General features: G+C 43.0%; 22 protein-coding genes, 1 tRNA gene and 1 other RNA gene. 13 read left to right on the forward strand and 11 right to left on the reverse strand.

The features are described from left to right. Positions 1–111 precede the first annotated feature (111 nt). Positions 112–1092 carry an ABC transporter ATP-binding protein gene (locus tag B5D77_RS21100; protein ID WP_008196239.1) on the forward strand — a complete coding sequence of 327 codons (981 nt, stop codon included), beginning with the start codon at positions 112–114 and terminating at the stop codon, positions 1090–1092. A 288-nt stretch (positions 1093–1380) separates the two neighbouring features. Here B5D77_RS21100 and priA read toward each other — a convergent pair whose 3' ends face one another. After that, a complete protein-coding gene (priA, locus tag B5D77_RS21105; RefSeq protein WP_039899232.1) occupies positions 1381–3870 on the reverse strand; it encodes a primosomal protein N' in 2490 nt (829 codons plus the stop codon). 600 nt (positions 3871–4470) lie between these two features. On the opposite strand from priA, the gene B5D77_RS21110 reads away from it, so the two are divergent. From B5D77_RS21110 to B5D77_RS21115, 3 genes are all read left to right on the forward strand, one after another. Beyond that, a complete protein-coding gene (locus B5D77_RS21110; protein WP_008196229.1) occupies positions 4471–5607 on the forward strand; it encodes an RNA polymerase sigma factor, RpoD/SigA family in 1137 nt (378 codons plus the stop codon). Positions 5608–5719: 112 nt separating this feature from the next. Next, positions 5720–5851: a hypothetical protein gene (locus B5D77_RS27805; protein WP_256386891.1), complete on the forward strand. Its 132-nt coding sequence runs from the start codon at positions 5720–5722 to the stop codon at positions 5849–5851. Between the two features lie 84 nt (positions 5852–5935). Beyond that, on the forward strand, positions 5936–7096 hold the full coding sequence (locus B5D77_RS21115; RefSeq protein ID WP_106909589.1) for an aminotransferase class V-fold PLP-dependent enzyme: 1161 nt from the start codon (positions 5936–5938) through the stop codon (positions 7094–7096). Positions 7097–7222: 126 nt separating this feature from the next. Here B5D77_RS21115 and B5D77_RS21120 read toward each other — a convergent pair whose 3' ends face one another. Beyond that, entirely contained in the window at positions 7223–7999 is a 777-nt protein-coding gene (locus B5D77_RS21120) for an RNA polymerase sigma factor SigF (RefSeq protein WP_008196211.1), read from the reverse strand. A 391-nt stretch (positions 8000–8390) separates the two neighbouring features. Further along, entirely contained in the window at positions 8391–9467 is a 1077-nt protein-coding gene (gene ruvB, locus B5D77_RS21125; RefSeq protein WP_106909590.1) for a Holliday junction branch migration DNA helicase RuvB, read from the reverse strand. Positions 9468–9490: 23 nt separating this feature from the next. Between ruvB and hisF the strand changes: the two genes are divergently transcribed. From hisF to B5D77_RS21150, 5 genes are all read left to right on the forward strand, one after another. Beyond that, positions 9491–10255, forward strand: coding sequence for an imidazole glycerol phosphate synthase subunit HisF (hisF, locus tag B5D77_RS21130; protein ID WP_106909591.1), 765 nt, complete (start codon positions 9491–9493; stop codon positions 10253–10255). A gap of 9 nt (positions 10256–10264) precedes the next feature. Then, complete coding sequence (locus B5D77_RS21135; protein ID WP_008196204.1) at positions 10265–10483, forward strand: hypothetical protein; 219 nt, start codon at positions 10265–10267, stop codon at positions 10481–10483. Between the two features lie 24 nt (positions 10484–10507). Further along, positions 10508–10708 (forward strand): hypothetical protein, encoded by a 201-nt coding sequence (locus B5D77_RS21140; RefSeq protein WP_008196202.1) that lies wholly within the window; start codon positions 10508–10510, stop codon positions 10706–10708. 119 nt (positions 10709–10827) lie between these two features. Next, a tRNA-Ala gene (locus B5D77_RS21145) sits at positions 10828–10900 on the forward strand. 131 nt (positions 10901–11031) lie between these two features. Next, positions 11032–12129 (forward strand): AI-2E family transporter, encoded by a 1098-nt coding sequence (locus tag B5D77_RS21150; RefSeq protein ID WP_039899222.1) that lies wholly within the window; start codon positions 11032–11034, stop codon positions 12127–12129. A 112-nt stretch (positions 12130–12241) separates the two neighbouring features. Here the strand turns inward: B5D77_RS21150 and B5D77_RS21155 are convergent, their stop codons facing one another. Then, the gene (locus tag B5D77_RS21155) at positions 12242–13081 is read right to left on the reverse strand and encodes an ACT domain-containing protein (RefSeq protein ID WP_008196196.1); all 840 of its coding nucleotides are present in this window, start codon (positions 13079–13081) and stop codon (positions 12242–12244) included. A gap of 219 nt (positions 13082–13300) precedes the next feature. On the opposite strand from B5D77_RS21155, the gene B5D77_RS21160 reads away from it, so the two are divergent. From B5D77_RS21160 to B5D77_RS21175, 4 genes are all read left to right on the forward strand, one after another. Next, a complete protein-coding gene (locus tag B5D77_RS21160) occupies positions 13301–13558 on the forward strand; it encodes an Asr1405/Asl0597 family protein (RefSeq protein WP_106909592.1) in 258 nt (85 codons plus the stop codon). A 27-nt stretch (positions 13559–13585) separates the two neighbouring features. Further along, the gene (locus B5D77_RS21165) at positions 13586–14161 is read left to right on the forward strand and encodes a (2Fe-2S) ferredoxin domain-containing protein (RefSeq protein WP_008196192.1); all 576 of its coding nucleotides are present in this window, start codon (positions 13586–13588) and stop codon (positions 14159–14161) included. Positions 14162–14282: 121 nt separating this feature from the next. Further along, positions 14283–15137 (forward strand): formyltetrahydrofolate deformylase, encoded by an 855-nt coding sequence (gene purU / locus B5D77_RS21170; RefSeq protein WP_002792831.1) that lies wholly within the window; start codon positions 14283–14285, stop codon positions 15135–15137. Between the two features lie 113 nt (positions 15138–15250). Beyond that, complete coding sequence (locus B5D77_RS21175) at positions 15251–15880, forward strand: DUF3782 domain-containing protein (RefSeq protein WP_106909593.1); 630 nt, start codon at positions 15251–15253, stop codon at positions 15878–15880. Between the two features lie 36 nt (positions 15881–15916). On the opposite strand, the gene B5D77_RS21180 is transcribed toward B5D77_RS21175, so the two are convergent. The 7 genes from B5D77_RS21180 to B5D77_RS21210 form a co-directional block, all read right to left on the reverse strand. Continuing rightward, positions 15917–17188 (reverse strand): MFS transporter, encoded by a 1272-nt coding sequence (locus tag B5D77_RS21180; protein ID WP_008196189.1) that lies wholly within the window; start codon positions 17186–17188, stop codon positions 15917–15919. Positions 17189–17197: 9 nt separating this feature from the next. Further along, an RNA gene (gene ffs, locus B5D77_RS21185) (signal recognition particle sRNA small type) lies at positions 17198–17294 on the reverse strand. Positions 17295–17380: 86 nt separating this feature from the next. Next, on the reverse strand, positions 17381–18517 hold the full coding sequence (locus tag B5D77_RS21190; protein ID WP_106909594.1) for a DUF58 domain-containing protein: 1137 nt from the start codon (positions 18515–18517) through the stop codon (positions 17381–17383). Between the two features lie 408 nt (positions 18518–18925). Beyond that, positions 18926–19201 carry a hypothetical protein gene (locus tag B5D77_RS21195; RefSeq protein WP_008196184.1) on the reverse strand — a complete coding sequence of 92 codons (276 nt, stop codon included), beginning with the start codon at positions 19199–19201 and terminating at the stop codon, positions 18926–18928. Beyond that, positions 19188–19445, reverse strand: coding sequence for a helix-turn-helix transcriptional regulator (locus B5D77_RS21200; protein WP_149979267.1), 258 nt, complete (start codon positions 19443–19445; stop codon positions 19188–19190). Before B5D77_RS21200 ends, B5D77_RS21195 begins: the two co-directional genes overlap by 14 nt. Before the next feature lie 488 nt (positions 19446–19933). Next, on the reverse strand, positions 19934–20953 hold the full coding sequence (locus B5D77_RS21205) for a long-chain acyl-[acyl-carrier-protein] reductase (protein WP_008196181.1): 1020 nt from the start codon (positions 20951–20953) through the stop codon (positions 19934–19936). Positions 20954–21103: 150 nt separating this feature from the next. Further along, positions 21104–21799 carry an aldehyde oxygenase (deformylating) gene (locus tag B5D77_RS21210; protein ID WP_008196179.1) on the reverse strand — a complete coding sequence of 232 codons (696 nt, stop codon included), beginning with the start codon at positions 21797–21799 and terminating at the stop codon, positions 21104–21106. Positions 21800–21816: the final 17 nt, after the last annotated feature.

Below are 21816 nucleotides of genomic sequence, written 5' to 3' on the forward strand. Positions count from 1 at the left end.
CGGTTGGAATTTTTCTGGGTTCCAAAATCGTGCTATTTTGATAGCCGTGACATTACTGCTGACAATTTGGGAATAATAAAAGCAAAGTGTAGGAAAAGGGATGTAAAACCCATGTATTCTGTCTCAGATGACTCCAAAACAATGACGAATACCACCCGTCAAACTGTTCTAGAGACGTTAAACTTGCAAAAAACTTATCGGACGGGATTCTGGTTAAATAAAAAAATCGAATCCTTGAAAAACTGTACTTTAATTGTCCATGAGGGGGAAACCTTTGGATTATTAGGCCCGAACGGTGCAGGCAAAACCACGCTCTTAAAAACCCTTTTGGGGATTGTCCGACCCACTTCCGGACGGGCCTTGATTCTCGGTCAACCAATTGGCGATCGCTTGGTCAGGCAACGCATCGGCTATCTTCCCGAAAATGCCTACTACTACGACTATCTCACCGGCTGGGAATTCCTACAATTAATCGCCGGCATTTTTGAAATTCCCTCTTTTGTGCAAAAAAAACGCATTCCTGAATTATTGGATTTAGTGGGATTAGAGCGCAAAACCGCCCAGAAAAAGCAATTGCGTCAATATTCTAAGGGAATGATGCAACGGATCGGTATAGCTCAAGCATTAATCAATGATCCAGAATTAGTCTTTCTCGATGAACCGATGTCGGGACTAGACCCTATCGGTCGCTATCAGGTGCGGGAAATTATTCAATCCCTCAAACAACGGGGGAAAACCATCTTTTTTAACTCCCATATTCTCTCCGATGTGGAACAAATTTGCGATCGCATTGCCCTGTTGGCTCGGGGAGAATTACTCTGTGTCGGTTCCCTCGACCAAATTCTCGGTCGTGCTGATGTCTATCAGGTGATTGTTCAGGGGGGTAGGGAAGAGCAACTACAGCAATGGATACTCGGTTTACATTGGCGCGATAATTTTTGGCACGGACAATTACAGGGAGAACCCGATGCTTTTCTGGCTGCCCTGCCTAGTATGGATGCTCGCTTGATTAGTCTTAATTTAGCTCGTGCTTCCCTCGAAGAATTTTTTATCGACCAATTACGTCAACGCGGTATTACCTCCAGTCAATAGGCACTTTCATAAGACCTCTTGTAAAAATCAAAAATTGTTGTTGGGGTTAGGAGCCAGTAGTCAGTAGTCAGTAGTCAGGAGAATTAAGAATGAATAATAATTAATTAAATGGTCTATTTACAGATTTTATGCAATTTAATCCTTATTTTTGCCGTTTTTGAACCCTCAAAAATTAATTATGCAAGAGGTTTAAGACTTAGGACTCGCTTTATTAGATTTTGACACTTTGACAGATTTAGATAACTGGTTGCATCCGTGAGCAATGGCGATCCCATTGTCCATCCTTGATTATTCTATAGTTAAGGGGTCCACATCGATCGCCATACTTACCTTGGGTAAAACTAAGCTTTTCAGAGCAAGAAAAAGACGACCGATATCAGTCTTGTCTCCCGATAATTTTAACAGAATTTGCCAGCGATAACGGTTAGCCACGCGCATAATTGTTGCGGGTGCAGGTCCTAAAATATCCCAATCGGGACCGAAATTATTAACACATTCCTCTGCGACATTTTCGGCACTTTTCTGCACTGCTTCCCCATCTAAACCACTAAAGCGAATTAAGACTAAACTGCCGTAGGGAGGATAATTTAAACCCTCTCTCTGCATTAATTCCGTCTCGACAAAACCCTCATAATCGTGGGTTTGTACTGCTCTAATCACGGGATGTTCGGGGGTATAGGTTTGGATAATTACCTTTCCTTCTGTTTCTCCCCTTCCTGCTCTCCCTGCCACTTGAGTGAGGGTTTGAAAAGCGCGTTCGGAGGCGCGATAATCGGAGTGATAAAGTAAGCCATCGGCTGCCATTACTCCTACTAGGGTAACTCGATCAATATCTAATCCTTTGGTGAGCATTTGGGTTCCGACTAAGACATCGAATTCACCATCAGTAAATAGTTTTAATAGTTCCCGGGGAGCATTTTTGTTACGGGTGGTATCACTATCAAAACGCAAGCAACGCAAATCAGGAAATTCTTTGCTTAATTCTTGGGTGACTCGCTGAGTGCCAGTGCCGAAAAATTTCAGATAGGGAGAACCGCATTCAGGACATTGTTTCGGATGAATGCGACCATAGTTACAGTAGTGACAGCGTAGTAATTCTTGCGCTCCCGGTTCGGTGTGGTGATAGGAGAGGGAGACATCACAGTGGGGACACTCCAGCACATAACCGCAACTTCGGCAAGATACAAAGGTACTATGTCCCCGGCGACTGACGAATAAAATTGCCTGTTCTCCCTTGTCGCGCAGGGTGTCCAGAGATGAACGCAGGGATTGACTAAACAGGGAACGATTGCCTCGTTGCAATTCCCTTCGCATATCGACGATTTCCACCCGCGGTAAGGGGCGATTTTGGATGCGATCAGGCAAAGATAGGTAAAGACGGGGATTAGCTTGGGATTCTAGCCATGTTTCTAGGGATGGCGTGGCCGAGCCTAAAATTACGGGACAATGGTTTAATTGAGCGCGCCATTTAGCCACGGTACGCGCGTGATAGGTGGGGAGTAATTGACTTTGTTTAAAGCTGCTATCGTGTTCTTCATCGAGGATAATCATGCCTAGATGGGGTAAAGGGGCAAAAATCGCCGATCGCGTCCCGATAATAACTTGTGGGGTCCCTGTCAACATCTGTCGCCAAGTATCGTATCTTTCTCCTTGGGAGAGGGCGCTATGATAAACATAGACTCGATCGCCAAAACGGGCCACAAAGCGATCGGTTAGTTGCGGTGTTAATCCAATTTCGGGGACTAAAACCAAGGCAGATTTACCCGCTGCTAGGACTGGTGCGATCGCCTGTAGATAGACTTCTGTTTTACCCGATCCCGTCACTCCGTGTAAGAGAACGCTTTCACCACCTTTTAGGGTTTGAATGGCTTCTAGGGCTTGTTTTTGACTAGAAGTGAGTGTTTTTGGTTGATCCCTGCTCATAATCGCCGAGGATAAGCGCAGAAATTCCCGATCCTCAATCACCACATAACCCTTATCAATGAGCGGTTTAAAATGTTTGGTCCCCGCGAGTTGTGCCAATTCTGGCAGCCACATTTCTCCCCCCTGATGACGGAGAATTTCGACAATTTTGCGCTGATTTTCAGTTAAATCAGCAGGAAAGTCAGTTATTAGCAGGGTAATGGCTTTTTTTTGTTTAATATTAGGACTTTTGGGCGCTTCTAGATAACTTTCTACCCAACCGCGCTTAACTAAGTCTCGGATACCGTAATTAGCATTTTTTACTTTTTCTTGCAGGTATTTCGCCGAATAATCGCCTTCTTTTTGATTTTTTAGCAGGGATAAAATCTGACGGGAGAGGGGAGTACAAAAAACCTCCGCACCGGGGGGAATCGCTGCCGGTTTTAATCTGATGCGACGTTGGGAACTTCGCAGTAAACCCGTAGGTAAAGCGACGCGAACAACGGTGATTAAATCCGTTGCGTAGTATTGGGCGATTTTCGTTAATAACTGCCAATAATTATCGGGAAAAAAACCCTTAGCAATCACCTCTTCCACGGGACGAATTTGATTCTCTTCTAGTCCTGGGGGCAAATTTTCGAGAAATCTAAGAGCAATTCCCCCAATTACCTGAGAACCAAAGGGAACGCTTAAAATATCGCCGATTTCTACCGTTAAATCCCCGGGGATACTATAGGTTAATATTTGCTGATCCTCTTGACTATCTCTAGGATAAGGACGATCGACCAAAACCTCTAACCACGGTTGTCCAGTTGTGGTTAATTGGTAAGGTGTGGGAGGTTCCGCTACAGTCAGGGTAGCACAGCGATCGAGCATAGTCAGTGGGGAGATGGGGTGATAGGGAGATGGGGAGAATGGGGTATTTAAATTATAGTTTAAAGCTTGAGGGGAATAAAACCAGTTAATTTTCTCTAAAAACACTTTAAATATTGCTTTTTTGCCCACAAATTTTGATTTTTAGCCCGTGAAGTCTTCCCAAAAGAATTTTTATCCACCCTTAAGCATTGATAAAGTTAATGATAACTATTGACTATTAGCTATTAAATCCCAGTATAGTTAGTCAAAAGGTGAGAATGGTTCTCAATAGAAAAAGCTAAGAATAGTAATAAAAAGCTGACTGCTATCTTGATTGTTAAGAAGCGTGATCCTTACCTAGTCAAATACCAAAAACCTTAGTTAGAGTGTATAAGTGGAAACCGTGATAGTCTCCCCTATTCACCAGAAAATCTTATTGTCTGGTTCGGCGATTTGTAACCATCGACACAGAATCGCGCAATTATATCCCAGAAATTGCCGCCATTAATTAAGAAAACGTTTAAAAAATCTGCTCCCTGAAAATTCAATGTAACAATCAGCCCATTGGGGGAAACTGAGTTTTTCCCCGCTATTATAACCCCACTCCATCCATAACTGCTTATGAAAATCTCTAAACTAGCCTCTGATGATAATTTTAATCAAATCATTGCCCTGGAGACAAATCCTTTAGAACTAGACAGCGTGGATTTTGCTGAAAGAACTGACGAGGAGCTGACTGAACCTTTACCGGAAACCCTAAAAAACACTCGTGCAGGTAGTGGAACGGGATACGATAAAGGCAGCAATGAAGATACTGTTGGGGCATTTTTTAAAGAAATGGCCCGTTATCCCCTGCTTAATGCGGAAGAAGAAATTGAACTAGCCTACTCGGTTAAGTTTCTGATGGAAGCGGAAGAAGTGCGCCAAAAACTACAAGAAAATTTACATCGTCCTCCGACGAAAACGGAATGGGCGATCGCTTTAGAATTAGATAATGAACGTCAACTGGAAAACCGTCTTTATCGGGGAAGAACAGCTAAACGGAAAATGATTCGTTCTAATTTGCGCTTGGTGGTTTCTATCGCTAAACGCTATTTAAATCGCGGTGTTCCTTTCTTAGATTTAATTCAAGAAGGTGCGATCGGACTCAACCGTGCGGCCGAAAAATTCGATCCCAATAAAGGTTATAAATTCTCTACCTATGCTTATTGGTGGATTCGACAAGCAATCACCCGCACTATTGCTAATGATGCGCGCACAATTCGTTTACCGATTCACATTGTCGAAAAACTCAATAAACTCAAAAAAGCGCAGCGCATTCTCAAGCAAGATTTACAGCGCAATCCCAATGAACGGGAACTCGCAGAAGCATTAGAAATGACTCCCGAACAATTGCGGCAATTATTACAATTGCGTCGTCAATCTCTCTCTTTAAATCATCGTGTAGGGAAAGGAGAAGATACGGAATTAGTGGATCTGTTGGAAGATGATGATCTACAACTTCCCGAAGATAAAATGAATGAGATGATGATGCGTCAAGAAATTTTCGCAGTTTTAAGTGATGTTCTCACGGAACGGGAAAAAGATGTTATCTCCCTCCGTTATGGTTTAGCTACCAGTCAACCCTATACCCTAGAGGAAGTGGGGGGAATGTTCAATTTATCTCGCGAACGAGTACGTCAAATTCAAACTAAAGCGATGCGAAAATTACGTCGTCCTCAAGTTGCGCGTCGTCTGAAAGGATGGTTACATCAATAATTTTTTCTAACTCGTTCTCTCCTCTCTCCTTTTTCTGGGAGAGCTTTTTTTGTCGATATTTAGCTTAAAATTAAGATCAAGTTGATTTTCTCAGTAGATAGTCCTAATACCTATGAACCTACATCTTCCCCCACCACAAGAGCATCTAATCGAACAGAAAGTGAAAACGGGAAAATATCAATCTCCCGAAAATCATCCTCCCATAGATGGAGAAACTTTTATAACTGCAATTATCCATCGTTAATATACTAGCTAGTCAGAAGCTGAATACCATAGGCAATTTCTCAGCTATTTTTTCTAGTTCTCAATAAAATTAAATTAATTCAATATGTCTAAAAACTCTTGGTTAATTCCCGATAATATTTATTTTCTCAACCACGGTTCCTATGGTGCCACCCCTAGAATAGTCTTGGATTATCAGCAACAATTACGGGAACGAATGGAAAGACAACCTTTAGAATTTTTGGGGAGAGAATTAGAGGGTTTATTAGATATTGCTAGGCAAAAATTAGCGGATTTAGTGGGAGTAAATAGCGATGATTTAGTCTTTGTTCCCAATGCAACCACAGCAGTAAATGCGGTGTTAAATTCTCTCACTTTTCAGGAAAATGAGGAAATTCTGATCACCGATCAGACCTATAATGCTTGTGCTAATGCAGTTAAACATATAGCTAACAGATGGGGATTAAAGGTAATTATCGCTAAAATTCCCTTCCCTGTGCAGTCCCCTTTAGAAATTAGTCAAGCAATTTTAGCATCTGTTTCTCCCCGGACCAAATTAGTAGTTTTAGATCATGTCACCAGTCCCACGTCCTTAATTTGGCCAATCGCAGAAATTGTGCAAGAATTAAATAATCGAGGTATTGATACTCTCATCGATGGCGCCCATGCTTTAGGTTTTTTACCCCTGAATATCGGGGCAATTAATCCCACCTATTATACTGCTAATTGTCATAAGTGGTTATGTAGTCCCAAGGGGGCTGCTTTTCTCTATGTGCGCGGGGATAAACAGGCAATAATTCGACCTTTAACTATTAGCCATGGGGCCAATTCTCCTCGACAAGATCGCTCCCGTTTTCAGCTAGAATTTGCTTGGATGGGAACCGATGATCCCACCGCTTATTTATCAGTGCCAAAAGCGATCGAGTTTTTAAATTCTCTCTCTATGGATGGTTTACTGGGTCTGATGGCAAGAAATCGTAATTTGGTTTTAAAAGCCAGAAATTTGCTTTGTCGTGCCTTAGAGGTCAATTATCCCTGTCCAGAATCAATGATCGGATCGATGTCTTCAATTCTCATTCCTAGTTATGCTTGGGCAGCAGAAGATTTGTCTAGACAACTGTGGGAAAAATATCAGATCGAAGTGCCGATAATTCCCTGGGGAGAAGCATCATTAATTGTGAGAATTTCTGCTCACTACTATAATTCGATCGAGCAGTATAAATATTTAGCCGGGGTTTTAAATTACCTGCTATTTGGGCAAAGATAAGCTGAGAGCATCCCACTCTTAATAATGTTGTTTTTAAGAGTGGGATGCAAAAATTGAGTTTTTGAGGTTTTTTTCGGCGTTTTTCTGATTTTTTCGGATTTTAAGGGCTGAGAACCGATAATTTTGCTAAAATGCTTCTTGAACCATAGTTTCCTTGAGCATTTCTAAACCCTTTTTCAACCGACGGGAGACAGTGACAACACTAATACCTAATTGTTCCGCGGTTTCCCGTTGAGTAAGATCCTTAAGGAAGACAAATTCGAGAATATGACGGGTTTTGTCTTCTAATTGAGCCAGTGCCTGTTGTAAACGAATGCAATCCTCTTGACAAAGTTGAAAGCTGCGATAACGGGGATCGGGAACGATGTCTTTTAAACAAGTATTATTATCCTCATCGCTATTAACCGTCGCATCGAGACTAAGAGGTTCACGGTTTTGGAAGGCCAGTTTTACCTCTTGCCATTCTTCGATCGAAATATTTAAAGCGAGGGAGATTTCCGTATCATTGGGTTGACGATTGTGGACAGTTTGAAAATCCCGACGCACATTTGTTGCTTGTCTGCCTAAATCTAACCAACGGCGAGGAATCCGAACCGTGTAACCTTTATCCCGCAGATAGTGTTGAATTTCGCCGCGAATATAGGGAATAGCGAAAGAACTAAAAGCATGACCTTTGCTGCTGTCAAAACGACTGATCGCCTGAATTAGCCCCATACAGCCAACCTGCACTAAATCTTCGTAATTTTCATGGCATTGATTGACCCAATGATGAGCCTCCTTTCTGACTAATCCTAGGTTTAACCGGATAATTTGATCTCGGAACTTATTATCTTCTGTGTTTTGGTATTTTTGAAACAGGGTGAGAGTTTCCAGTTTAAGATTTTCTTTATTCAGGGCAGACATAGCACGCTAACAGACTTAAAAAATATGGACTGTAAAAGATCACTATTGCAATTAGCTTTGACCAATCCCAATACAGTCTCGATTAGAAGCGGCAAGCGATGGCAACAATGTAACTTACTACGATCATGATCATACGACCTTTACACAAGGTCTTGTGTGATTTGACGCGGTCAAGCCAGTATTTAAAGACAAGGGTAAGCTGAAACCCAGGTAATTAGGGTTGGCTGAGAAAGTTGTTCCTAGGGGCAGGGTGTGGGGTGCGGGGTGCGGGGTGTGGGGTGTGGGGTGTGGGGTGTGGGGTGTGGGGTGTGAATTTTCCCCCCCGCTCACTCCAATGACCGACACTTTTTGATTGCCAAAAAGTCTAAAGGTCTTAATCCAATCTAGAAAACTAGAACTCAAACAAAGGTAAACTCCGATCCTTATTTTTCGGCAATTTTGCCAGTAAACCTAAATGTTCGTAGGCGGCTGCCGTCACCACGCGACCCCGGGGAGTACGATTAAGATAACCTATTTGTAATAAATAAGGCTCATAGACCTCCTCGATCGTCTTGGCATCTTCCCCCGTGGCTGCTGCTACCGCTTCCAATCCCACGGGTTTACCTTGAAACTGTTCGATCATCGTCTTTAATACTAATCGATCGGTCCAATCTAAACCCATAGAATCCACATTTAATTGATTTAATCCCTCAGCGGCTAACTGGGGGGTGATCATAGTTTCTCCCTTCACCTGTACATAGTCGCGCACCCGTTTTAATAAACGATTGGCAATGCGTGGAGTTCCCCGACTGCGACGGGAAATTTCGATCGCACCTGCTTCAGTCATGGGAATATTAAAAATAGTGGCACTTCGGAGAATAATTGTGGTCAATTCCTCAACTGTATAGAAACGCAGACGTTGAATCATGCCAAAACGATCGCGCAAAGGGGAAGTTAAAGAGCCAACTTTGGTAGTAGCACCGATTAAAGTAAAGGGAGGTAAAGAAATACTGCGAATTTTCGCCGCTTGACCCTTGCCAATCGTCACATCCAGGCGATAATCCTCCATCGCGGGGTATAATAACTCCTCCGTTACCCGATTCAGTCGATGAATTTCGTCGATAAAAAGAATATCCCGGGGTTGAAGATTGATCAGGATGCCGGTAATGTCCCGGGGACGCTCTAAAGCGGGGGCGGCAGTAATGCGGCAATTTACTCCCATCTCAGCCGCTAAAATTAAAGCCATGGTGGTTTTTCCTAACCCCGGCGGTCCGTAGAAGAGCAAATGATCGATCGCTTCTTGTCTAGCTTTGGCCGCCGCGATGGTGACTTTTAGATTAGCTTTTAAGTCCTGTTGACCGATATAATCCTCTAGGGATTGCGGACGAATCTGCGCTTCTGCTTTTTCCGTTTCTTCTATAGTGGGATTGGGAGTGAGCAGATTTTCCTCGGCAGCCGGGGGGGAATTATGCGATCGTTTGATGGCCATTGTTACAATCAAGAGTCTAGGATATGTTAGCGAAGCGGATTTTGCCTTGTTTGGATGTCAATAAAGGTCGGGTAGTGAAAGGGGTTAATTTCGTCAATCTTCAGGATGCTGGCGACCCCGTGGAGTTGGCCCGCTTGTATAATCAGGCAGGGGCTGATGAGTTGGTTTTTCTTGATATTACTGCTACCCATGAAGATCGCGACACGATTATTGATGTAGTCTATCGCACGGCGGAACAGGTTTTTATTCCTCTGACCGTGGGGGGTGGTATCCAATCCTTAGAAAATATTAAAAATTTGTTAAGAGCCGGGGCCGATAAAGTCAGCATTAACTCGGCTGCCGTGCGGGATCCGGAATTGCTCGATCGAGCCAGCGATCGCTTTGGTAAACAGTGCATTGTGGTGGCGATCGATGCTAGACGACGTAAGGATGTGCATAACCCGGGTTGGGAGGTTTATGTTCGGGGTGGACGCGAAAATACGGGTATTGATGCTTTATTATGGGCCAAAGAAGTGGAAAAACGCGGGGCGGGTGAGTTGTTAATTACCAGTATGGATGCCGACGGCACGCAAGCGGGTTACGATCTGGCCTTGACAAAAGCGATCGCTGAAAGGGTGGAGATTCCCGTGATTGCCTCTGGAGGAGCGGGTAATTGTCAGCATATTTACGAAGCATTGACGGAAGGCCGGGCAGAAGCGGCTTTATTGGCTTCTTTACTCCATTATGGTCAATTAACCATCGCTGAGGTCAAAAATTATCTGCAAAATCAACAAGTACCCGTGCGTTAGCCCGGGAAAATGAGGGTCAGATTTGCAGAACTTAATCTAGGGATTGAGTCGGTTAATGCTATTAGTTACTGCCAATTTCTTCAGGCTGCAACCCCAGAAGAGCAAGGTTTAGACCTATTACTGAAAGCTAACGGCCGACGGCTGACAGCCCCGATCGAGAAACCGGCAAAAATCCCTGTTTTTAACTTCAGTCCGATTATCCCTGGGGAAAATTATGTATTAGAATAGAGGAAAGTTAACAAAATTTAAAATATGTTAGTTCCGATTCTCATCTTTGACCTCGGTCTTGTGGCCTGGTCATTGCATCTGATGCAGCAAGCGTTCGACCAGCAAGAGTTTTCCTTGATGCTGGCGGGAACCTTAGTAGCAGCGGCGGCAGCGGCTATGTTAGTAGTTTATTTCCTCATGGGTCACTGTTTAACCTATTTAACCCAAATTCCGGCTCCTGTCTAAATGGGGGCGATTGTTTTACCATTGTCTTAACAGCGATCGCCTTTTGTCTGACAAATTTTTTTCTCGTCCCCCCTTGACAAAATGATTCTATTTAAGCTATATTCAAAAATGGTCTTCGCGGGGTTATAGCTCAGTTGGTAGAGCACCTCAATGGCATTGAGGGGGTCAGCGGTTCGAATCCGCTTAGCTCCATAGGGTTAGGATAAGAGTTTCGGGATTACTTGAGACTAGAAAAGTAACGAGGAGATGCTAGATTGAAAGAGGATTTCTGGTTAGAAAAGTCTCTTTTTACCTCGATACTATCTCAGGACAAAATTAGTTATATGATAGAGCTTTTTAAGCAACTACCTCGTTGGTTGCGGCTAAGTCTAGTTTTTCCGCTCTTATTTCTCAATGGCTGGTTATTATTCCAATTATTTAGCTATCTAGAACCCTTAGTCAGTATTTTTGTCACTGCTAGTTTACTAGCTTTTGTCTTAGATGTTCCCATCAAACTGCTGCAAAGACGCGGGGTTAATCGCAGTGGTTCAATCGCTATTGTCTTTTTAATTGCCCTATTAATTTTGGGCGTTTTAGGTTTAATTTTAATTCCGCAGATTGTCGAACAATTAAGCAGTTTAATCAATAGTTTGCCCCAGTGGATCGAGTCAGGAACCGAACAGATACAAAATTTAGAAAAGTGGGATAAAACTCAGAAATATGCGATTTATATCGAGCAATCAATCACCCAGTTATCGGAACGACTCACCAACGTTTTACAAACTCTTAGCACTCAATTACTCAGCTTTGTGCTGGGAACTATCAACAGTATCCTAAACATTCTCTTTGTTCTAGTTCTCACCGTCTTTCTTGTTCTCTATGGCGAACAAATTTGGGAGGGAATTTTTAGCTGGATTCCCTCTCCCTGGAATTTCAAATTAAGAACGATTATTCGTCAAACTTTTGAAACCTATTTTGCCGGTCAAACCATTTTAGCGGGAATTCTCAGCCTTGCTCAAATCTTTGTTTTTGTGATTCTCAAGGTCGATTATGCCCTATTATTCGGGGTGGCGATCGGTCTAACTACACTAATTCCTTTTGCCAGTGCTTTTACCATTATTGGCATTAGTACCCTACTGATGTTTCAAGATTTTTGGTTAGGATTAAAAGTTTTGACCCTGACGGTTATTGTCGGTCAAATTAATGATAACGTCATCGCCCCTCGGTTAATGGGAGGTATGATCGGACTTAATCCCGTCTGGATTATTCTATCTCTTTTTATCGGGGGCAAAGTGGCAGGAATTCTCGGTTTATTGATAGCAGTTCCCATCGCTAGTGTGCTGAAAAGTACCATCGATATCATCCGCTCCCAGCAGCGGGAAAAAGAACCGGTAGTTTTCCTAGAAGAAACGGTGAAAAATTCCTCGGAGGAGAGCAAATAATAATAAATCCTGTTTTTTCAGTGAACAGTGAACAGTGAACAGTAATGAGTGAATTGAAAACTCACATCTGCTAACTGCTAACTGATAACTGATAACTGATAACTGATAACTGTTATGAGCGGCTAATTTCTTCGAGAATAGCCATCGCTTCTGTCACCCTATCCCTAGGGATAAATAAATGATCGTGATAATAACCGGAAATGACATTGACGCTAATTGCCGCTTCGGCCAGTTTCTTGCTAATCACCGCTAAAAATCCCACCGCCGCTAAACTAGAATGCACAGAAAGAGTAATTTGTCTATAAATACACTTGTACTGTAAGTCTCTGCGATCGGCTTGCTGACGGGGAATAATCACCGTTATGCCTTCCTCTTCCCGAAATTGGCAGATAGGGGTTAATTGTAGCTGTTCTAGTCCTGTGGCTGTGAGGGAAGAAAAAACGAATTCTTCGGTATTGAGGATTGGTTTCAGGGATTGGAGCAGAATATCGCCATTAGTTTCCCCTTCCTTGGCTTTTTCGGGCGATTTTTTCGCCGCATCCATACAGTGATTAGCAGCAGCGTCAGCCAAACTATTTTTAGCTCGTTCAATCCAGCGCCAGCTAATGCGATCAAATTGGGCGACTAATTGACAAGCACGCTGATAAAAGGGACGTAAACTATCGCTTTTTACCTTCCAGTCTCCCTTAACTTGATTGATGACTAATTGACTGTCTCCGCGAATTTCTAGGCTTTTTAAGCCTAATTCTTGGGCTTTTTCCAATCCAATAATCAATCCCGTGTATTCGGCCTCGTTATTAGTGGCTCTCTCCATATATCTAGTCGTAGTCAAGGAATTGCCCTCGGCTAAAACTATTACCGCAGCACCGGCTGCTCTCCCCGGATTGCCGCGAGAACCACCATCAAAATAGAGAACTGCTGAATTATCGTTTTTTTGAGCTTTTTTATCCATAATTTTCGTCAATAAATCTTGTTATCTCCATTTTTATCCCTTTGACAATTCTAGGCGGTAGGGATTCCTGTCGGCAAAGCGGACAAGCAAGATTTTAGCCGATCGCCGCTACCGGGTAACTTTTTTTCTTCGAGTTATTGACAATTATTTGCATTTGTCGGTTATACTGAAAACATCAGCCCAGACTTATATTGCTAATAGTTCTCAATTAAAAGCCCCATGAGTATAGACAAATGGCCATCGGAAGGTGAGAAAATCTTCCCTCTTAGTGCTTGGGATCGCTGGCAGCTCTACCACCGGCTCCAGTCCCTAGAAATTGAATGTAAATGCTGGCTCCATCAGCTTTTGCAGGTTCGCATCGATGGACCGGCTCAACTTTTACAGCTGTGGAGTGTCCTGCGACAGGTAGAGGATCCGAGGCTGTTTAATCGGTTGGCTGGAAACCTGTTGGCAGGCCTAATCCTTGATAAAAATTAGCAATTTGAGAGTAAAAAGTGAGAAAGTATGTCAAAATCTGCAACTACCATGGTTCCCTTTCAAGTGGTCGGTCAATTCCTCGGTTTTGTCCTCAAGGACGGATATAAGGTAAAATACCTGAGAATCAGTGTTGATAAACGGGAATATTGGTTTAAGCCCGAAAAACCACTGCGAGACCACATACCTCTGAATATTGCTCTCCACTCATGGCTAAAAGTGACGGGAGAAAGTAGTCTTTGTTCAAAAAAGGGAAAATTAAAACTGAGGGTACTAGGGATCGAGCATTTATCTGGCGAAAAAACCCCAGAAGTCGCCCCGGCAAAAGCTAAAAAAGCCACCGTCTTAATCTGTCAGAAGTCCGATTGTTGGAAAAATGGCGGTGCGAGAGTTTGCCAAAGGTTAGAGAGTGGTTTAGAGGAAAAAGGACTGGGAGAAGCGGTGAATATTAAATTAACCGGCTGTTTAAAACAGTGCAAAAAAGGACCAAATCTGGTGGTTATGCCCGATAAAAAGCATTATAATCAGGTGGCTCCCCAAGATGTCCCCTCTCTGATCGAGCGGCATTTTGCCACTTCTGAGCAAGGGAATAGCCTATCAGTTTAACCGGAAATTTAATCGGCGATCGCTATTGACAAAAGATCTTTTTTGTGTATCAAAGGGACGAAGTGCCTAAAATTGTAATAAATTAGGCATAGAAAAAGTCAATTCCTGCCGCCGATAATTTATGACTGCTGCCACTGCAACCTTGTTAATTTCTTGTCCCGACCAGATTGGTCTAGTGGCGAAAATCGCTAATTTTATCTACGCTAATGGCGGCAATATTATCCATGCTGACCAACACACGGATTTTTCGGCGGGATTGTTCCTGATGCGGATAGAATGGCAATTAGAGGGGTTTAATTTACCCCGTGGGATGATCGAACCAGCTTTCGCCGCTATTGCCAAACCTTTGCAGGCTAGTTGGTCCTTACATTTTTCCGATACTGTCCCGCGTCTAGCTATTTGGGTGACAAAACAGGATCATTGTCTCCTCGATTTATTATGGCGACAACAGGCGGGAGAAATTAGGGCAGAAATTCCTTTAATTATTAGCAATCATCCAGAATTACACTCAGTTGCCAATCAATTTGGTATTGATTTTTATCATCTTCCCGTTACCGCCGAAACCAAGATTGAACAGGAAGCCAGACAATTAGAGTTACTGCGGGAATACCGGATAGATTTAGGGATTTTAGCTAAATATATGCAGGTTCTCACCCCAGATTTTATTAACTTTTTTCCCAATATTATCAACATTCATCATTCTTTTTTACCAGCTTTTGCGGGAGCTAATCCCTATCAACGGGCCTACGATCGAGGGGTAAAAATTATTGGAGCCACGGCCCATTATATCACTGCCGATCTCGATCAGGGGCCAATTATCGAGCAGGATGTGGTCAGAGTTAGTCATCGCGATACCGTGGGAGATTTAATTCGTCAAGGTAAGGATTTAGAAAGGGTGGTGTTAGCGCGAGCGGTACGTTTACACTTGCAAAATCGCGTTTTAGTTTACGCTAATCGCACGGTAGTATTCGCTTAAAATGGGATAAGATGTACTTGACAAAAAAGAGAGCATGGAAGGTTAAAAATTAGGAAGTACCGGCGCAATTGACTAAAATAACAATAGACTAGATCGGAAGGAAACAATTATTTATGGCAACCACATCCGAAGACGTATGGCGACTCTTAGCCGAATTAACTGCCGCTCAAAAAGAAACTGATAAACAACTCAAGGAAGTTAGTCAACAACAGAAGGAGACTGAACTACTATTGAAGGAAGTTAGTCAACAACAGAAGGAAAACGCCCAACAACAGAAAGAAACTGACAAACAACTCAAAGAACTGGGCAAACAAATTGGGGGACTCGGTGCAAAATTCGGCAGCTTTACCGAAGGACTTGCCCTTCCTTCAATGGAAACGATTCTCAGACAAAGTTTTGGCATGGAAGTTATCAGTCCCAGTGTGCGAGTCAGTAAAGAAGGACAACACCTAGAAATTGATGTTCTTGCCTATAGCAATGGTGAGCTAAATACTGCTTATATCGTTGAGTTTAAAAGTCATGTTAGACAGGAAGATATTACTCAATTAAAAAGTATTTTGCAACGGTTTCGCCGCTTTTTTCCTGAACACAAGGATAAAAAACTCTATGGCATATTAGCAGCCGTTGATTTATCCCCGGAATTACGCGAAAAAATTCTGCAAGAAGGGTTTTATGTGGCTCGGATTCATGACCAAGTATTTGAATTAGATATTCCCGATAATTTTCAGCCTCAAACCTATTAAATAACCCTGTACTAGGAAAAACTTTTTCAGTAAGCTTTATTGTAATTGTCCGCGCAGAGCATAACGATCTTTTTCTAAACCGAAAGCGAAGAGAAAAGAATGGCTTATAGTGGGGTTAGAAAGAGTAAAAAAGAGAAAGAGAGCGATAACAGCTAATCCTGACGATAAACTAAACATAGTTTTGTAGGAAATTGCTAAAACCCCCAGAATTGGACCTGCTAAGGCCGTTCCCACATCAAAACCGCCGATACAGATAGAATAGGCCCGGCCGCGTTCTTGGGGCCTAGAGCGATCGGAGATTAAAGCCAGTAACATAGGGAATAAAATCCCCCCTCCCGTACCTTCGAGAATAGCGGCTAAAATTAAAGCGGAAGGAGATCGAGCAGAAGATAGAACCAACATGGATAAACCATAGCAAAAAACGCTAATAGTGATGAATAAACCCCGTCCATAGCGATCACTGGCTCCTCCCGACAAAATCCGTCCGATTACCCCCGATACTGCCGCACAACTGTAGAATAGACCGGCACTGAAAGGGATCTGATTTTCGAGGAGAAACAGGGGTAAAAAAGCGACTAAACCGCCGAATAAAGTGCCAACCAGCAGAAAAACTAAGGTAGGGACTAAAAAAGCCCGCTCTTGACATAATGCCCAAAAACTGCGCTCAATTGTCGGATTTTCTGCCTTCATTTCGGCTAATTTTTTCTTGAAGTCCGGTTCTTGAATGGAGAAACTCAGAAGAAAGGCGATCGCTCCCGAAGTGGCGGAAACTAGAAATAAACCGTCATAACCGATCGATTTGTAGAGATAACTGCCTAAAGCTGGACCGATTCCCATGCCTATGGGTGCAGTTAAGCTCATATAACCAATTATCTCTCCCCGTTGACGAACGGGGGAAAAATCCACCACTAGGGTACTGTAACCGGTGGTAAAAGCGGCGATACTGAGGCCATGGTAGGCACGGACGACGAATAAAGAGGAAAGATCGCGAAAAAATAGATAACCGAGGGGTGCGGTAGCGGCGACAATAGTTCCAAATAAAACCACTAATTTGCGACTGCGGCGATCAACTAGATTGCCTAACCAACTGCGCGATAAAATTAAACCGATGGCAAAGGCCCCCATGACAAAACCGATATCTTGTTTGCTACCGCCTAGGGAGTCAATATAGATGGGGAGAGTGGGGAGGAGAGTGGTGATACTTGTCCAGAAAAACAGCGCCGTGACGAAGAGGATGAGTAGTTGACGACGAGTTTCGGCAGTAAGCGATCGAAAAGTTTTGAAAGCGTTCACAACAGCGACCGTCACAGGCAACAAAAAGACCCGGAGATCACGCCAGTCACAAGCATCCCGTATTGCTGCTACCTTCCGGTCCTGACAAGGTTAAGGCGTTGCGATCGCATGAGTCCGAGTCTTTTCTATCATAACATCTTTTTCGGGGATACTGGTATTTTTTTCTGGACAATTTCCTCTCAATCTAGACTGGGAACAGAAATTTTCTCAACGAGGCGGTTTTTGCAATTGTTGTTGTAGAGAAATTTCTGGTTCGATCGCCAATCCGCTAAACTGTCGGATCAAGAGTGAAGGACTCTCGCTGGAATCGGCAGCGAGGAAAAATAACCAACGGCTGCCGGGGGTGAGTTGTTCGATGGAATTGAGGTTACTTGTCAACCAAATTAGCGGTAAATTAGGCAGATTGGCGTTTTTTTGACTAGCTTTTGCCTCTATACTGGCTAAAGTTTCTAAAATGACCCTTTCCCCTTGAATTAAACCCGTTTCACTGGTCCAGAGTTTCACATTTAATTGCCGACGATGGCCATAAAAATAGAGGGAAGCAGCGGCAATAATCGCCTGTTCAAAACTGTCTTCTGGCCAATCACAGAGGGTATCGAGACAGATAATCACTTCCTGTCCTCCCGTTAACACTTCTAATTCCCGAATTTGCAATTCTCCCAAACGGGCGCTAGTTTTCCAGTGAATTAAACGGGTAGAATCACCCTGGCGATATTGTCTCAGGTTACGGGTAAGTCCTTGACTCGCCCTTTGATAATAGCGATTATTTTCTAATTTTTGTGCCATCTCTTGACCGAGGGAATCGATCAGGGGACATTGTTGTAAGGGTAAAATTTGCGGATAAACTAAAGCTTTAGCCGCTGCTTGACTACAACGACGACACCAAAATAAACCGAGAGGGGCCGCTGTTCTTAATTGTACTTCTTGCCAGTGATAAACACCCCGTTTACTGGTGGGTAAATAATAGGTCCAACGATGGCTACTTTTGGGGGCAATCGCTTCTATTGGGGTTATTTTTGGCTGATCGAGAACAATTGGCAGCATATCTGTCACTTCTAACAGATTTATCGGCTGATTGCTGGTATTTTCTATCTCTAGGCTCATACTAAGATCGTCCCCCGCACTTACGGGTACAATGGCAAGACGACGCACTTTCAGAGGAAGAAGGGAACGACGGGGTAAAATTATCGATAAAATTAAAATGGCGATTGTCGTGCCACAGATAGCATACAACCATCCCGCCATGGTATTGGTCGCCGCCCCGAAAAAACAGAGGGTAATGCCAATGATTACCCCCCCACCGTAAGCGGGTAAAATACCGCGATCTTCTAACCAAGTTTTCATAGGGTTTAGTGGTTTTGTCGTCTTTGCTGGAAGGCTAAAAATCAGGCCCACACTTCTAGAATTATCCCAAAACCCTTGAGAAACTATCAAAGAAATCGGACTGATCTGTTCAGGGAGTTCTCTTCCTTGCCACTCTTAGGACTTTTCTTAACAAAACTTAACAATTGATGGCAAAATTTTGCTTGCTTTTGTGGGCAGATTTTGGGATAATATTTTTAAAAGAGTTTATTCATAATCGGAACCTAAGCAGTCAGAAATAAACACAAACATCCCACTATGAAACAAGCATAACCCAAGCCGCCGCTAAAGTCAAGCACTTACTCTAATTATTTTTCGCCTAAAACTTCTAATTCCGTGGTCGGTGGGGGGTTGGGGGTATTGGTTAAAAGGAGAACGCTTGATTGTGCATCAAGTACGATCGCTCTTGTTTTCGTTGATTTGTCGGATGATTTCAATCATTTGGGCGTGTCGATCATCCATTCTCTCTAAATGCCGGTAAAAATCGGCTTGAGTCTGATAAAAATCTGATTGTGCGCTGGCTATTCGAGCAAGGTAATCGTAAAGCCCTTTTTGCTCTTGTTTTCGTTCTTCTCGATCCCTAGCCACGGCATCGGCAAGAGCTTGAATTGCCCTAGCGTTTGATTCAACTATTTTCTCAATCCGTTCTAATCTATCTTCTGCCATTTCTGCCTCCTCTCTTTTGGGATGTTGCGATCGCTATGATGGGAACCCATTCGACAATATCGTTGACTCCGATCCCTTGATCCTTATATCTCTCAAGGATCAAGTCGAAAACTCTAGCACTAGGGAACTGAGAGGGATCATTTTTCAGTAAGTAGATATTATTCATGCTAAGACCAGTATCTTTGGCAAATCGGTAGGGAGTTATGCCAAGTCGCTTGATGAAGGAGTCGATCTTGTTTTTCATGACCATATAGGCATTATCCTTTTTACCCCTTGCCTTTCGCCTGTCCTGATCAGTAGCCCATACTCAACCGATTTAGTATTGTACACCATTTAAGTAGGGAGGCACGATTATTTGTAGGATGGGTTAGCGGGAGCGTAACATAATCGGGCGTTGGGTTTCATGCTTCAACTAGAATTACCCCAAAACCCTTGAGAAACTATCAAGGAGATCGGACTGATCTGTTCAGGGAGTTCTCTTCCTTGCCACTCTTAGGACTTTTCTTAACAAAACTTAACAATTGAGGGCAAAATTTTGCTTGCTTTTGTGGGCAGATTTTGGGATAATATTTTTAAAAGAGTTTATTCATAATTGGAACCTAAGCATTCAAAAATAAACACAAACATCCCATTATGAAACAAGCATAACCCAAGCCGCCGCTAAAGTCAAGCACTTACTCTAATTATTTTTCGCCTGAAACTTCTAATTCCGTGGGGGGTTGGGGGTATGAATTAAAATAACAAAGGTTGAAACCCGTGTTTGCGGGAAGCTGCACCGATTTGTTCCATTTTAGGGACGGTAATTTGATTGCGTCCCCAGGAAAAATTAGTTTGCCAACCCTCCAACTCCAATAAAATCGCCTCGGCAAAACAGGCAAACATTTGACGAGAGGGAATATCCATATTAACGATTTTCATAATTTTCCAGTCAATATCGAGGGAATGCTCGACAATGCCGCCCTTAATCACCGAAATATCGGGGGCATTTAATACCATGCCTAAATTTTTCGGATAACCACCATCAATAATAATACAGGGGCGCTTGAGTTTATCTGGATCAATTTCCACGCCTTTAGGCATACTAGCCACCCAAACAATGATATCAGCCAGGGGTAAAGCCTCCTCTAGGGGGAGAATTTTACCGCGTCCTAACTCCTCTTGGAGAGATTGTAAACGCTCTTGATTGCGTGCCACATAGATTAGTTCTTTTGTATCGGTTTTTTCATTTAACCAACGACAAACGGCGCTGCCGATATCTCCGGTTGCCCCGCAAACCACGACGGTGGATTGAGCTAAATCGATGTCCATTTTGTCAGCGAGGGTTTCCACCTGATTGCAGATGACGTAAGCGGTGTGGGTATTACCGGTGGTAAAACGGCCAAAATCTAGCTCGATATTCCGTACCTGTCGATTATCTTTGAGATTAAATTCCTCGAAAATAATCGAAGAAAAACCACCGAGTGCGGTGATATTGATATCACTTTTTTGAGCGAGTGCCATGGCATTTAGCACCTTACGAATAGCAGACTTTACCCAACGATTCGACAACATCTCTGGTAAAAAACAGGATTCGATATATTTTCCTCTGATGGTTTGCCCCGTGATGCTGGTGACATGAAAATCATCGACAATTTGCGGGGGGGCAGCACACCAAAAATCTAATCCCTGGTTAGCATATTCAGGATAACCTAGATCGTCGGCGACCGATTGGGCGTGTTCTAAACTGGTAAGATGACCTATAAGACCAAACATTGATTGTTCTTTCGTTAGACTAGATGGCACTAGATAAAAAAATGAGGATATTGCTAAGAAATCGTTAAGACTCTTAAATATATTACACAAAAGCGCCGCTCTGTGTTGAGCGGCAGCAGGGGAAAAACAGGAAATCTCGACGCTCAAGGTTTAGACGGCAGTTAATCCGTAGGCAGACATCCGCATAATATCACGGGTGCTGAAACCAATATTGCTTAAAGCTTCCCCGTAGCTAATCATAAAGTCTTCCACGAGGGCCTCTTTTTCCATACCGAGGACGCGAGCATCATCCTCGACTTGATTGAGCATTCTCCAGACAATGGGAAGATTAGCTCGATTTGCGGCTTCTAATTCCTTTTTAGCGGTTTCAAAGTTTGCTTTTAGCCATTCTTCGCCAAAATTGAGATGTAAATATTCGTCTTTAACTACGCCTTCAGTAATTTTACGAGCAAAAGGATCAGCAACAGGAATATAAATATTATAGGCAGCGATCGCGAAAGCTTCGATAATCAAAGATTGGATTAATAAACAGGTGACAACTTTACCTTCTGCGTAGGCAATTTGGAAGTTCTCGTGCAGAGAGGAAAAGAATTCTCTGGCATAATCCATATCAGGAGTGATTTGCAAATTTTGGCCGCAAGCTTGAAAACCTTTCATGTGACGGTTTTCCATTTTTGCCAGACGGTGTAACTCTTCTTTGTTATCGGCGAGGATGTCTGCTAATTGAATATAATTGCTATTGGCCTCGTATTCGCCTTCAATAACGATGGCATTAATGCGACTATAGGCTGATTTATAGGTTTCGCTGGTGAAATCAAGCTCTAATGGTACAGCAAGCTCTGGCATAAACTCGATTGACTCCT

The sequence above is a fragment of the Microcystis sp. MC19 genome (assembly GCF_003019735.1).
Lineage (GTDB): Bacteria > Cyanobacteriota > Cyanobacteriia > Cyanobacteriales > Microcystaceae > Microcystis.